This is a genomic window from Pseudoclavibacter endophyticus (genome assembly GCF_008831085.1).
GTDB lineage: Bacteria > Actinomycetota > Actinomycetes > Actinomycetales > Microbacteriaceae > Pseudoclavibacter > Pseudoclavibacter endophyticus.
Genome location: NZ_WBJY01000001.1, coordinates 843,190 through 856,458, shown reverse-complemented (window position 1 = coordinate 856,458; position 13,269 = coordinate 843,190). Strand labels below are relative to the sequence as shown.

Sequence of the window (13,269 nt, the reverse complement as noted above, 5' to 3'; positions counted from 1 at the left end):
GCAAATGTACTTGATTCGGCAGAGTCCGTAGGGTGACGACGGTCCACGCTCGAACCTGACCGTCCAGCCCCGCAGACTTGGGCGACGGAGAACTCACCCACGAAAGAGGACGACGATGACTTCGACACGCACTGCGACCCGCGCTGGAATCGCACTCATGGGAGCGGCGGTGCTCGCGCTCGTCGGCTGCGCTTCGGACGGCGACCCCGGCGGCGGCGATGACGCGTCCGGTGAGGGCTCGACGCTCCAGCAGGCGCAGGAAAGCGGCACGATCACGCTGGCGATCGCCTCCGAGCGGCCCTACTCGTGGGTCGACGAGTCGGGGCAGCCGACCGGCGCCACGATCGCGATGCACGAGCACATCTTCAGCGCCCTCGGCATCGACAACATCGAGGTCGAAGAGGTCGCCTGGGACTCGCTCATTCCGGGGCTCAACGCGGGGCGCTGGGACGTGATCAGCGCCGGCATGTCGATCCTCCCCGAGCGCTGCGCGGAGGCCGCATTCAGCGACCCCGAGATCATGTACACCACGACGCTCGCCGTGCCTGCCGGGAACCCCAACGGCCTCACCGACCTCGACTCCGTCGCCGCGACGGACGGCGAGGTCACGCTCGCCGTGCAGTCGGGCGCGATCGAGGCCGGCTACGCCCAGGAGCTCGGCATCGCCAACACGATCGAGGTCGACACGGCGCAGGCCGGCATCGAGGCCGTGCAGTCCGGACGAGCCGACGCCTTCGCCCTCACCGCGGTCTCGCTGAACTGGATGACGGAGGACCTCGACAACGTCGAAACCACGGAAGCCTTCGTTCAGGTCATCGACGGTGTCGAGCAGATCGGCGCAGGTGCCACGGTCTTCCGCCAGGGCGACACCGACCTGCTCGAGGCGTACAACGCCGAGCTCGCGAACATCACGAGCGACGAGCAGACCTACCTCGGCCTCGTCGAGCCCTTCGGTTTCACGGCCGAGAACTTGCCGCCCGAAGACCTCACGACCGAGCAGCTCTGCTCCGGTGAGCTCGAGTAGCACAACCGCCACTCGCTCGTGATCGAGAACTTCGAGGCGCTCGGGAGGGCGCTGCCGCGGATCCTCGAGGGCGTCCTGATGACCGTCCAGCTGACCGCGGGCGGCGCCCTCCTGGCATTCGCCATCGCCATCGCCCTCGGCCTGCTCGCGAGGGCGACCAATGTCGTCCCGCGCAGCATCGCACGCGTCATCATCGAGCTCTTCCGTGGCACCTCGCTGCTCGTGCAGCTGTTCTTCCTCTTCTTCGTGCTGCCACTGCCGCCCTTCAATGTGGAGCTCCCTCCCGTGCTCGTCGGCATCGTCGGGCTGGGCCTCAACTACGGCGCCTACGGCGCGGAGGTCGTGCGCGGATCGATCAACTCGGTGCCGCGCGGACAGTGGGAGGCCACGACCGCGCTCAGCATGTCGCCGATGGGCCGGATGGTTCGGGTCATCTTCCCGCAGGCGTGGGCGCTGATGCTCCCGTCGCTGTGCAATCTGCTCATCCACCTGCTCAAGGGCACGGCCGTCGTGTACCTCATCACGATCGTCGACCTGACGGCCGAGCTGAACCGCCTTCGCGTCGACACCGACGTGTTCTTCGCCTACACCTTCGGACTGCTCATCTACTTCGGGCTGGCGTACCTGTTGACGCTCGGCATGAACGCCCTCGAGGCCCGCGCGAAGCGACGGCTGGGGCAGGGGAAACCGTCGCTCACCGCCGCACCCGCCGCTGACACCGAGGGAGTGAGCCGATGAACGAAGAACAATCACTCTGGAGCTGGAGTCACGCGTGGGCCGCGCTGCCCCAGCTCATCGAGGGCTTCCTCACGGTCACGCTCATCGTCACGGTGCTCGGCAGCGCGATCGCCGCAGTGCTCGGCCTGGTCATCGCGCTCGTGCGGCGGACGGCGCCGAGGCCGGTTGCCGGCATCGTGACGTTCGTCATGAACTTCGTCCGCATGACGCCGATCGTCGTGCAGCTGCTCTTCGTGTACTACGCGTTCACGAGCGTGCCTCCGCTGACCCTCGGCATCATCATCTTCGGCATCCACTACGCCACGTACATGGCGGAGGTCTACCGCGCCGGCATCGAAGCGGTTCCGCGGGGGCAGTGGGAGGCGACGACCGCGCTCAGCATGTCGCGCCGACGCACGTGGACCGCCGTCGTCATCCCGCAGGCGATCCGATCGACGTTGCCCGCACTCGGCAACTACGTCGTCTCGATGTTCAAGGACACCCCGTTCCTCGCGGTCATCACCGTGACGGACATGGTGCGCGCCGCCCAGCTCTACGGCGGCAGCAACTTCCGCTACATCGAGGCGATCACGCTGGCCGGCATCTTCTTCCTCATCGCCAGCTACCCGACATCCCTGCTCATCCGGCGATTGGAGAAGCGCGTTGCCTACGCCTCCTGAACCCCACACCGGTGCGATCACCCTCGCAGACGGTGACGTGCCCGCGATCCAATTCGACAATGTCGAGAAGCGGTTCGGTGATCACGTCGTCCTGCAGGGCCTCAACATCACGGTGCGACGGGGCGACCGCGTCACGCTCATCGGTCCGAGCGGCTCGGGAAAGACCACGATCCTGCGCCTCATCATGACGCTCGAGGAGGCGAACGGCGGTTTCATCCTCATCGACGGAAGGCCCCTCACGCACGAGCTGCGGGACGGCAAGCGGGTCGCGTTGAAGGAGAAGCACCGCAACGAGATGCGCAAGCGCATCGGCATGGTGTTCCAGCAGTTCAACCTGTTCCCGAACATGACGGTGATGGAGAACATCATCGAGGCGCCCGTTCACGTGCTCGGAATGCGCAAGGACGACGCGATCGCCCGTGGCCGCGAGCTGCTCGAGAAGGTGGGGCTCCCCGAGAAGGCGAACGAGCATCCGGCCTCGCTCTCCGGCGGTCAGCAGCAGCGCGTCGCCATCGCGCGGGCGCTCGCCATGGAGCCCGAGATCCTCCTGCTCGACGAGGTCACGAGCGCGCTCGACCCCGAGGTGGTCGGCGAAGTGCTGAACATCCTGCGCAACGTCGCCGAAACCACGAACGTGACGATGTTGATCGTGACCCACGAGATGCAGTTCGCGCGCGACGTCTCGAACCGCGTGCTCATGTTCGACGGCGGTCGCATCGTCGAAGAGGGCCCGCCGGACGAGATCTTCAGCCACCCGAAGGAGCAGCGCACGAAGGACTTCCTCTCGGCCGTGCTGTAGGGAGCACTTCCGACGACGCGCAATAGGCAAGCATTCACTTGCCTATTGCGCGGGGGCCTACTCGACGAGCTTGCCCGTGGTCGACACCTCGCGCATGAGGGCCGCGATCTCGTCGGGGATCGGAGGGATCGACTCGCGCGTGACGCCCTCGGCCGGCGACCACACGAGGTTGACCTGCAGCGATGGATCGAGGTCGGGATAGTCGCTGCGGTTGTGGGAGCCGCGGGTCTCGCGTCGCTCGCGCGCCGACTCAAGCGTCGCCCGCGCCGCGAGCGCCGACGACTTCAGGTCGAAGGCGTGCGCAAGATCCTGGTACCCCGCGATATCGGGATGGATGCCGACATCGCCCATGCGACCCTCGATCGCCGAGAGTTCGTCGAGCCCGCGAGTGAGCCCCTGCTCGTCGCGCACGACGCCCGCGTGCTCGGACATCGTGTTCCGGATCGACCGCTGCAGGGCCCGCACGTTCTCCTGGCCGTCGGCCGCGAGGAGATCGTCGATCTCGGCGCGCGCCTCGGCCACCGCGTCGACCGACCGCGCGTGCGACTCGAGGCCGGCCGAGTGCGCCATGGCGGCCTGACCGACGATGCGGCCGAACACCAGCAACTCGATCAGCGAATTGCCGCCCAGCCGGTTGGCGCCGTGCAGACCGCTCGAGGCCTCGCCGATCGCGAAGAGCCCCTCGACGTCGGTCGCGTGGTCGTCGGGGCGCACCCAGACGCCGCCCATCGAGTAGTGCGCGGTGGGCGCGATCTCGATCGGCTCTGCCGTGATGTCGCGCATCTGCAGTTCGAGCAGCGTCTGGTACACGCGCGGCAGTCGCTCCATGATCTGCTGGCGAGGCAGGTGCGACACGTCGAGCCACACGCCGCCGCGCTCGGTGCCGCGCCCCTCACGGATCTCGGTGAACGCCGCGAGCGCCACGCGATCGCGGGTCGAGAGCTCCATGCGCTCCGGGTCGTACCGCTCCATGAACCGCTCGCCGAGCGCATTGCGCAGAATGCCGCCCTCACCCCTCGCGGCCTCCGAAACCAGCGTTCCGGCGGCGTCGGCCGGCTCGAGAATGCCCGATGGGTGGAACTGCACGAGCTCGGCGTCGCGCAGTCGCCCACCCGCTTCGACGGCGAGGCGGAACGAGTCGCCGGTGTTTTCGTCGCGCCGCGATGAGGTTCGCCGCCAGATGCGGTTGTGCCCGCCGGCGGCGAGGATCACGGCGTCGGCGTGGATGCGATAGCGCGTGCCGTCGTGGAGGTCGAACCCGTAGGCGCCGAACACCCGGTTGTCGTGGACGAGGAGTCGAGTGATGTAGACGCGATCGAGGATCGGCACCTCGAGCTGTTCGGCGCGCGCGACGAGCGTGCGCTGCATCTCGAGACCGGTGTAGTCGCCCGCGAACGCGGTGCGCCGGAACGTGTGGGCTCCGAAGTACCGCTGCGAGATGCGCCCGTCCGCCTCGCGCGCGAAGCTCATGCCGTACCGCTCGAGGTCACGGATGCCGTGCTCTGCCCCCTTGGCGACGATCTCGACCGTGTGCGGGTTGGCGAGCAAGTAGCTTTCGGTGATCGTGTCGGCGGCGTGCTGCTGCCAGGTGTCCTCCTCGTCCAAGGTGCCGAGGGCGGCGTTGATTCCGCCCGCGGCGAGCGAGGTGTGCGCGTCGTGGCGCGGCCGCTTGCCGACGGCCACGACGTCGACGCCGGCCTCGGCGACCTCGATCGCGGCGCGCAGGCCGGACCCGCCGGTGCCGATGACGAGCACGGTTGTTGAGCGCTGTCGTTCGTCGAGCTTCGGAATTGCCATGTCGTCCACGCTAACCGCCGTCCCGACATGCGGCTAATGCATAGTTTCTGTCAGCTTTATACGCATAGGCTATGCGAGTGAATCTCGAGCAGCTGCGCGGTTTCCTCGCGATCGTCGAGCATGGCACGTTCACGAACGCGGCCGACGCGCTCCATCTGACGCAGCCGTCGCTGAGCCGCCAGATCTCGGCGCTCGAGACCGACCTCACCGCGCGCCTCTTCGATCGCACGCGCGCGGGCACGTCCATCACGGCGGCGGGCACCGCGCTCCTCCCCCACGCCCGCCGTCTGCTCGCCGACGCCGACGCCGCCCGTCGCGAGCTCGCCGAGCTGGAGGGGCTTCGGCGCGGCCGGGTGCGGCTCGGAGCGACGCCGACGCTGTGCGTCAGCCTCGTCGCCGACGCCCTCACGGCGTACCGCGCCGAGCATCCCGGGATCGAACTGCACCTGTCGGCCCGAGGGTCGCGCGATCTCGTGGAGGAGCTCTCGCACGGCGGGCTCGACCTGGCGCTCGTCACGACCTCTGACGAGCGCCTCGTCTCGGCCGCCGGACTCGCCCGCACGCCGCTCCTCGACGAAGAACTCGTCGTCGTGACGTCGGCCGAGACGCCGCCGTCCGGTTCGGGGCTCGGCCCGCGCCGCACCTCCCTCACGCTCGACGAGCTGGCCTCGCTGCCACTCATCGTGCTCAGCGAGAGCTACGACCTGCGGGTCGCGACGGACGCGGCCTTCGCCGCCGCCGGCGTCACCCCGAGCGTGGCGCTCGAGGGCGCCGAGATGGATGCCGCCCTGCGGTTCGTCGAGCGAGGGCTCGGCGTCGCCGTCGTGCCGGCGATGGTCCTGGCCGGGCACGAGGGCCTCCGTGCACTTCGCCTCGCCGGGCCGCAGCTGCAGCGAACGGTGAGTCTCGCGCACCGACGCGGCACCACCCAGAGCCGGGCCGCGTTGGCCATGCGCCGCCGAATCATCGCCAGTGCGGACGCCCTCGCCACGGCGCTGCCGACCACGATTCGCCGCACCGATTCCGACGACGCCTGAGACCGACCGCCTGGAGGACTGGATCACCGTGCCCACCCATGCCGAAACGTCGCGCGACACCGCCACCGACCGGCCGAACGCCTGGCCGGGCGACGCCGTCACGGTGGAACGCTGGCTTCGCGGACGACTTCGCCGCGAGCCGGGCGTCTCCGCAGCCCTCGACGACGTGCACATCGACGTCGAGCTCGACGGCGACGACCTCGCGCGCTGCCACGTCGACGCAAGCGGGGTGGAAATTCCCCTCGCCGCCCTCATCGCGAGCGGCGCCGGTGACGCAGATGCGGCCGGTGACGCCGGTGCGGCCGGTGACGGGACGAGGGGCGAGACCGGGGGCGAGATCGGCGACCGGCATGAACCGCCGGTGCTCGAGGCTCGGCGGGGCGTGGCCAGAGACGTGCGCGTCGCCGCCGACCCGCTGCGCGTCGCCGGGCGGCCGGTGTGGTTCGACGCACGCGTGTCGGCGCTCCCCGTCGTGTGGCGGTTGCACGACGCGCCGGTCGACCCCGAGCATCCCGAATCCGACCGCGGCATCGACGTGGTCGACGACGGAGCGGGCGCCACCGTGACGGCGGAGGTTTCGGTGCAGCGCAGCGACCTCGAACCGCTCGTGCGATCGATCATCGAGGCGACGCTGGCCGAGGGTGACGGCTCGATACGGCTCGCACGGTTCTCGCTGGAGCTGCGCGGCTCCGATCAGCGCGACCTCGAGGCCGTCGTCCACCTCGGCGTGCGGTGGGGACTCGTGCGCGGCCGGCTGCCGCTCCTCGGCGTGACGGCGCGCGCGACGGCACGCTTCGGCGTCGACCCGGACGGCACGCTCCACGTGCGCGAGGTGCAGGTGCGCAGCCGGAACCCGCTCGTCGCGATCCCCCTCGCGATGCCACCTGTACGTCGCCGCCTCAACGAGGTCGCGCCACGCACGATCGTTCTCGGCGACGCGCTCGGACCCGACGAGGGGACGGGCTACAGGCTTCATGACGTGCGCCTGGAGCTCGGACCGCGCATCCGCGTCTCGGCCCGCCTCGAGTAAGCACCGCAGTGATCGACGAGCCGACGCCCGCCAGCCGCTCGGACCGGGAGCGTCGCAGCAACGGCCAAGCGCAACCTCAGTCTGCGGGCGTACCATGCCCGGCACAGAAGCCAGATTGACTGGCCGGCCTCCACGTTCCGCCGCGCGCCGACCACCGCTCAGTTCGCGCGCTGCGCGCGCGGGAGGAGGCATGATGAACGCCACGAAGCAGCGGACCACCCCGTGGATCATGCTGATCGTCATTCACGCGATCGGCGTCGCCGTCACGGCGATCCTGTTCACCCTCGCTGCCATCGTCGAGGGCGAGGGCGGTCGCGCGGCCATGGAGGCGGCAGCCGCCTGGGCGATGGCCGGCGTCGTGCTCGCCCCCCTCATCACGCTCGTGACGGCGCTCTGGTGGTACTGGGACGGAGGGCGCGAGCCGCTGCCCTCGCGGGAGCAGAAGCCCTACGGCGACCTGCCCGTGCGACTGTCGTCGCTGCAGCGCAGAGCAGCGTAGGGCAGCGATCGGCCGGATCGCCGACGAGCTGCCCGGAATCGAGCCGCCGACGGGCGATACCGAGGGGACGCGACGAGAGGAGAACATGTTCGAGCAACGGGAAGTCCCACGCGACGGACGGGTTTGGGCCGCATTCGAGGCCGTCCCCAGGCTCGGCTTCCTGCCGGAAGACGTGCGCCCGCAGGCCGAGATGGACGCCCCGCTCCCGATCGGGCACGGCCAGACCAACTCGCAGCCCTCGACGGTCGCGGGCATGCTCGAACTGCTCGATGTCCCGGCGGGAGCCCGCGTGCTCGATGTCGGCACCGGGAGCGGCTGGACGACGGCGCTGCTCGCGCACCTCGTCGGCCCCTCCGGCCGTGTGATTGGCACCGAGCTTGTCCAAGAGCTCCGCGACCGGGGCGCCGCCAACCTTGAGCGGGCACTGCAACGATCGGGCGAGTTCGCGAGCGCCGAGATCCGCCATGCGCAACCGGGCGTACTCGGCGCGCCCGAAGACGCGCCCTTCGACCGCATTCTCGTGTCGGCCGAACCGAACGTGCTGCCCGAGGAGCTCGTAACGCAGCTCGCCCCGGGCGGAATCATGGTGATCCCGGTCGCGGGCACGATGCTGCGCGTCGTACGCGACGCCGAGGGCGACGTCGCGACGACGCGACATGGGAACTACCGGTTCGTGCCGCTGCGCTGAGCGCTGCTCCGACCGCCTCGGCGCGAGCCCCGCCGACCCGAACCCGGCGTCGGTGCACCCTCGGTGCGGCCCGCGCCGTCGCGTCGTCCGGTCCCGCCGCCGGCTCGGGCGGCCCCGCCCTCGCCTCGCGCGGCTCCGCCGCCAGTGTGCGCGGCCCGCTTCCGGCGCGCGTTCGCGCCCTGCGAGGTGCCGCTGCCGCGCTGCTCGAGCGGGGCATTGCCGGCGCCCGGGCCGCCGGGCCGCGGCGCCACGCGCTCCGCGACGTCGCCGACCAGGGCGAGCACGGCATCCGACGTCGCCGTCACTACCTGCGGTGTCACACGGATCTTCGCCTGACGCAGCAGCTGCTGCGTGTCACGGCGCTGGCTCGGCAGCATGATCGTCGCCACGTCGCCCGCGCTGCCCGCGCGGGCCGTGCGCCCCGACCGGTGCAGGTACGCCTTGTGCTCGGCCGGCGGGTCGACGTGCACGACGAGCTCGATGTCGTCGACGTGCACACCGCGGGCCGCGACATCGGTCGCGACGAGCACGCGAACGCCGCCGCTCGAGAAGTCGGCGAGATTGCGATCCCGGGCGTTCTGCGAAAGGTTTCCATGCAGATCGACGGCGGGAATGCCCGTCGCCGTGAGCTGCTTGGCCAGTTTCTTCGCCTGGTGCTTCGTACGCGTGAACAGAAGGCGGCGCCCGACCCCGGAGGCGAGCGTGCGGATGACCTCGGTCTTCGCCTCGGCCGAGTCGACCTCGAACACGTGGTGGGTCATGGCGGCGACCGGCGACGACGCTTCGTCGACCGAGTGCCGAATCGGGTCGTTCAAGAAGCGGGTGACGAGCTTGTCGACGCCGTTATCCAGCGTCGCCGAGAAGAGCAGACGCTGCCCACGGCCTGGCGTTGCGCTCAGGATGCGCGTGACGATCGGGAGGAACCCCAGGTCTGCCATGTGATCGGCCTCGTCGAGCACACTGATCTCAACCGCGTCGAGGTTCACGATGCGCTGCTTCATGAGGTCGTCGAGGCGCCCGGGGCAGGCGACGACGATATCGACGCCGGCCTTGAACGCGCGCTCCTGCGGGCCCTGCTTGACCCCGCCGAAGACGGTCGTGACACGGAGGTTCGCGGCCTCGGCGAGCGGCGTCACAACCGCCGCGATCTGGGTCGCCAGCTCGCGCGTCGGCGCGAGGATGAGCCCGGAGGGGCGGCCCGCGCGGCTGCGGTGCCCGGCGAGGCGGGCCACGACGGGGATCGCGAACGCGAGCGTCTTGCCGGAGCCCGTCTTGCCGCGGCCGAGGACATCGCGGCCGTCGAGGGTCGATGGCAGCGTGGCCTGCTGAATCGGGAAGGCGTCGGTCTTGCCGGCCGCGGCGAGCACCGCGGTCAGCGCGCGGGGCACGCCGAGCTCGGCGAACGTGCTGGCGCCGCTGTTCGTGGGACGTGCGATGGATTCAGCGACCGCGGGGGTCGCTCGGACCGTGGTAGCGGTCTCCGCACTGGTGAACGAGATGGTGTTGGTCATGTTGGCCCCAATCGAGGCGTGGGCGCGACGCGGACGTCTGGCCGTGTTCGGCCTGCGTCAGGCGGTGGAGCGCCGCAGGCATGCGGTCGCTCGGGCATCGAGACGCGTCGTGCGAAGTGGCGAATTCGGCGGATGCCGAGATCGTTCGCCGCGGCAAGCGTCTTGCGGCCGAGTTCGCGGGCGGAGTTCGCCAGGAAACCGGGGCGCGCGTTCAAGACACGACGACGCGCGGGGTTCGATGCCCCCGCGCAGCATCCACCATAGCATCCGTCGTGGCGCCATGGCGGGCGGCCCGGGCAGTTGGTCTTCGCGAGCGTCCCAGAGGTCGGAGTACCGCGCTGGAACATCGAGGACATGGATCTCGAGGACATCGATCTCTTCAACGACGGCCTCCGCGCGTACACCGGGCGGGCATCATCCGCGCGGGCCAATCACACCGGCCTACACTTCCCGCGTGCCCGACAGCAGCCTGTCCCCCCTGCCCGTGATCGTGATCGACGTCGCCAACGTCCTCGGCGCGCGGGGCGACGGATGGTGGAAGGACATTCCCGGCGCGTCCGCCCGACTGCTGCGCCTCGCGGCCGAGCTCGCCGATCGTGGTGTGCCCGGATCGCTGTTCGGGGGCGGTGACGAGCTCGTGCCCGTCGAGCTCGTCGCGGTGCTCGAAGGCAGGGCTCGGCGGGCCCGGCCACAGCCAGGCGCTTCCGACGGCGAGGCGGACGGCACTGCGGGACCACGGTCCAGGCTGACGACGCCGCACGCCCCGGGTCTCGGTGACGACGAGATCGTCGAACAGGCGCGGCGGCTCATCGAGGGGGATCCGAGCAGGCCGGTGCTGGTCGCCACGAGCGATCGCCAGCTGCGCAACCGCGTCGCCGAGCTCGGCGTCGGGGCGATCGGCGGCGGCAGGATGCGCGACCTACTCGAGCCCGCGGAGCACGGAAGGTAGGTTCCTGCGGGGCCCAGGAATACACCACGACCCCGCCCGCAGCTGGCCCCCGCCTTCCTGTGCCCCGAAGGGACGCCCCCTGACCGACGCGGCGGACGTTCGCAGGCCCTTCCGCGTAAACTTGCACCGGCGCGACGTGCCCCCGGGCGCGCTGCGCAACGACACCGAGACAGCACTGGAGCGCGGTATGGCGGCAGCATTGATCGACCGGGTCGGCGAAGGGTTTCGCGAGGCCTTCGGCCGCGATCCGAACGGAATCTGGTCGGCGCCAGGGCGGGTGAGCGTCGCGGGCGACCACACCGACACGCAGGACGGCCTGTCGTTCGGTTTCGCGACCGCCGAGCGCACGGCGGTCGCCGTCGCCCGCCGCGATGACGGCACGATCACCGTCGCGACCGACCTGACCGACGAGCGCGCAACCGCCGATCTCGCCACGCTGCGACCTGATGCCGAGCCGCGCAGCTGGAAGGCGTACCCGCTCGGAATGATCTGGGCCGTGGTCGAGTACGCGCGCCAACGCGACCGCGACGAGGCCGGCCACGACCCCAACCACGTCGCCACCGACGCGCTGGCCATCTGCACGGGGCTCGATGTCTTCATCTCGACCGACCTGCCCGTGGGGGGCGGGCTCGCGTCGTCGGCATCGGCGTGCGCCGCCGTCGGCATCGCACTGTCGGACATGTGGCACCTCGACTGCTCCGACGAGACCCTCGCCGATCTCGGCCTGCGCGCCGAAGTAGCCGCCGCCGGGGCCGCTGGTGGGGTCGCCGACCACTTCACCGTCCTCGCGGCGACGGCCGGGCACGACGTGTTCTTCGACGTGCGCGGCCGCGATGTCTCACTCATTGAGACGCCCGACCTCGCCGGCGCCGGGCTCGTCACGCTCACGGTCGGCACCAACGAGCTGCATCGCAACTGGTCCGACCCGTTCCGCGAGCGGCAGGAGGCGTGCCAGCGCGTCGCTGAAGCCCTGGGAGTGCAGTCGCTGCGAGAGGTGCGGCTCCAGCAACTCGAGGCGATCGAAGCGCAGCTCGATCCGACCGACCTGCGCCGCGCCCGCTACGTCATCACCGAGATTCAGCGCACCCTCGACCTCACGCGCATCCTCCGCACGGAAGGTCCAGAACACTCGGGGCCGACGCTTCGCGCCTCGCAGGCGTCGCTACGCGACGACTTCGAGGTGTCGACCGAGCGCATCGACGCAGTGTGCGAGCTCGCCGACCGTGCGGGCGCGATCGGCGCGCGCATGAGCGGCAGTGGTCTCGGCGGCTCGGTGTTCATCGTGATCCCGGCCGACGCCGTCGACCGGTTCACCGAGGCCTGCGTCGCCCACTTCGACGAGCGAGGCTGGGGAACGCCCGACGTGCGCGAGGTCACGCCGTGCGACGGCCCCCGCCGCGACGTGTAGCGACGTCACGGCCGCGGCGCGGCAAACGCACGACGCGGGCGAGCATCCGGGGAAACGGATGCTCGCCCGCGTGGCCGTGCAAGGCTGCGGAGGCGACCGCGCCGCCGATCGGAACCGCTACTCGGCGGCGCCTGCGGCGCGCTCGGCCGCCTCGATCACGTTCGTCATGAGCAGCGCCACGGTCATGGGGCCCACGCCGCCGGGGTTCGGCGAGAGGTAGCCGGCGACCTCGGCCGCGTCGGGGTGCACGTCACCGTAGATCTTGTCCTTGCCCGTCTCCGGGTCGGTCTCGCGGGTGACGCCCACGTCGAGGATCGCGGCGCCCGGCTTGACGTCCTCAGCCGTGATCAGGTGCTTCACGCCGGCGGATGCGACGATCACGTCGGCCTGACGAAGGTACTGGCCCATGTCGACCGTGCCCGTGTGCACCTGCGTGACGGTGGCATTGATCTCGCGGCGGGTCAGGATCAGGCCGATTGAACGGCCGATCGTGACGCCGCGGCCGACGACGACGACGTGCTTGCCCTTGAGGTCGTAGTCGTTGCGCAGCAGGAGCTCGATGACGCCGCGCGGAGTGCAGGGCAGCGGCGTGTCGATCGGGCCGTTGACGTTGAGGACGAGGCGACCGAGGTTGGTGGGGTGCAGGCCATCGGCGTCTTTGGCCGGGTCGATGCGCTCGAGCACGCGATCGGTGTCGAGGTGCTTCGGCAGCGGCAACTGCACGATGTAGCCGTGGCAGGCCGGGTCGGCGTTGAGTTCGTCGATGAGGGCCTCGACGTCCTCCTGCGTCGCGTCGGCCGGCAGCTCCCGTTGAATCGAGTTCATGCCGATCGCCTCGGACTGCTTGTGCTTCATGCCGACGTACAGCTGCGAGGCCGGGTCGGCGCCGACGAGCACGGTCGCGATGCCCGGCGTCACACCCTTTTCTCCGAGCGCCTTCACCCGCTCGCTCAGTTCGCGCTTGATCTCAGCCGACGCGGCCTTGCCGTCGAGCACCTTTGCTGTCATGTGTTGTCTCCTCGTCAAGCAACTCGTCGCGCGCGATCGGCGCGACACTCAAGAATATCTATCAGCATAGGGATGGTGAGTGTTCGCATCCCGCCCGCGACGCAGTCGGCCGTCGGGGCGAC

At 70.2% G+C, this 13,269-nt stretch carries 13 protein-coding genes; 10 read left to right on the top strand and 3 right to left on the bottom strand.

Features of this window, described 5'->3' with window-relative positions; all coding sequences use genetic code 11:
* Positions 1-115 precede the first annotated feature (115 nt).
* Genes F8O04_RS03615 through ehuA form a run of 4 tightly spaced genes read left to right on the top strand, consistent with a single transcriptional unit; the run spans position 116 to position 3,220 of the window.
* A complete protein-coding gene (locus tag F8O04_RS03615; protein ID WP_158027957.1) occupies positions 116-1,024 on the top strand; it encodes a transporter substrate-binding domain-containing protein in 909 nt (302 codons plus the stop codon).
* Positions 1,025-1,042: 18 nt separating this feature from the next.
* Positions 1,043-1,762, top strand: coding sequence for an ectoine/hydroxyectoine ABC transporter permease subunit EhuC (gene ehuC, locus F8O04_RS03610; protein ID WP_158027956.1), 720 nt, complete (start codon positions 1,043-1,045; stop codon positions 1,760-1,762).
* The gene (gene ehuD, locus F8O04_RS03605; protein ID WP_158027955.1) at positions 1,759-2,421 is read left to right on the top strand and encodes an ectoine/hydroxyectoine ABC transporter permease subunit EhuD; all 663 of its coding nucleotides are present in this window, start codon (positions 1,759-1,761) and stop codon (positions 2,419-2,421) included. The genes ehuC and ehuD overlap by 4 nt, the downstream gene beginning before the upstream one ends.
* Positions 2,422-2,458: 37 nt before the next feature.
* The gene (ehuA, locus tag F8O04_RS03600; RefSeq protein ID WP_188726296.1) at positions 2,459-3,220 is read left to right on the top strand and encodes an ectoine/hydroxyectoine ABC transporter ATP-binding protein EhuA; all 762 of its coding nucleotides are present in this window, start codon (positions 2,459-2,461) and stop codon (positions 3,218-3,220) included.
* A 57-nt stretch (positions 3,221-3,277) separates the two neighbouring features.
* On the opposite strand, the gene F8O04_RS03595 is transcribed toward ehuA, so the two are convergent.
* Entirely contained in the window at positions 3,278-5,017 is a 1,740-nt protein-coding gene (locus F8O04_RS03595) for an FAD-binding protein (protein WP_158027953.1), read from the bottom strand.
* A gap of 71 nt (positions 5,018-5,088) precedes the next feature.
* On the opposite strand from F8O04_RS03595, the gene F8O04_RS03590 reads away from it, so the two are divergent.
* From F8O04_RS03590 to F8O04_RS03575, 4 genes are all read left to right on the top strand, one after another.
* The gene (locus F8O04_RS03590) at positions 5,089-6,054 is read left to right on the top strand and encodes a LysR substrate-binding domain-containing protein (RefSeq protein ID WP_158027952.1); all 966 of its coding nucleotides are present in this window, start codon (positions 5,089-5,091) and stop codon (positions 6,052-6,054) included.
* Positions 6,055-6,082: 28 nt separating this feature from the next.
* A complete protein-coding gene (locus tag F8O04_RS03585) occupies positions 6,083-7,084 on the top strand; it encodes a hypothetical protein (protein ID WP_158027951.1) in 1,002 nt (333 codons plus the stop codon).
* Positions 7,085-7,277: 193 nt separating this feature from the next.
* On the top strand, positions 7,278-7,583 hold the full coding sequence (locus tag F8O04_RS03580; RefSeq protein WP_188726297.1) for a hypothetical protein: 306 nt from the start codon (positions 7,278-7,280) through the stop codon (positions 7,581-7,583).
* A gap of 85 nt (positions 7,584-7,668) precedes the next feature.
* Entirely contained in the window at positions 7,669-8,271 is a 603-nt protein-coding gene (locus F8O04_RS03575; protein WP_158027949.1) for a protein-L-isoaspartate O-methyltransferase family protein, read from the top strand.
* On the opposite strand, the gene F8O04_RS03570 is transcribed toward F8O04_RS03575, so the two are convergent.
* Positions 8,247-9,782: a DEAD/DEAH box helicase gene (locus tag F8O04_RS03570; protein WP_158027948.1), complete on the bottom strand. Its 1,536-nt coding sequence runs from the start codon at positions 9,780-9,782 to the stop codon at positions 8,247-8,249. The genes F8O04_RS03575 and F8O04_RS03570 overlap by 25 nt on opposite strands.
* A gap of 454 nt (positions 9,783-10,236) precedes the next feature.
* Here F8O04_RS03570 and F8O04_RS03565 point away from each other — a divergent pair, with 454 nt between their 5' ends.
* Complete coding sequence (locus tag F8O04_RS03565; protein WP_188726298.1) at positions 10,237-10,731, top strand: hypothetical protein; 495 nt, start codon at positions 10,237-10,239, stop codon at positions 10,729-10,731.
* A 187-nt stretch (positions 10,732-10,918) separates the two neighbouring features.
* Complete coding sequence (locus F8O04_RS03560; RefSeq protein ID WP_158027947.1) at positions 10,919-12,139, top strand: galactokinase; 1,221 nt, start codon at positions 10,919-10,921, stop codon at positions 12,137-12,139.
* Between the two features lie 117 nt (positions 12,140-12,256).
* Here the strand turns inward: F8O04_RS03560 and F8O04_RS03555 are convergent, their stop codons facing one another.
* Positions 12,257-13,147 carry a bifunctional methylenetetrahydrofolate dehydrogenase/methenyltetrahydrofolate cyclohydrolase gene (locus F8O04_RS03555; protein WP_158027946.1) on the bottom strand — a complete coding sequence of 297 codons (891 nt, stop codon included), beginning with the start codon at positions 13,145-13,147 and terminating at the stop codon, positions 12,257-12,259.
* Positions 13,148-13,269 lie beyond the last annotated feature (122 nt).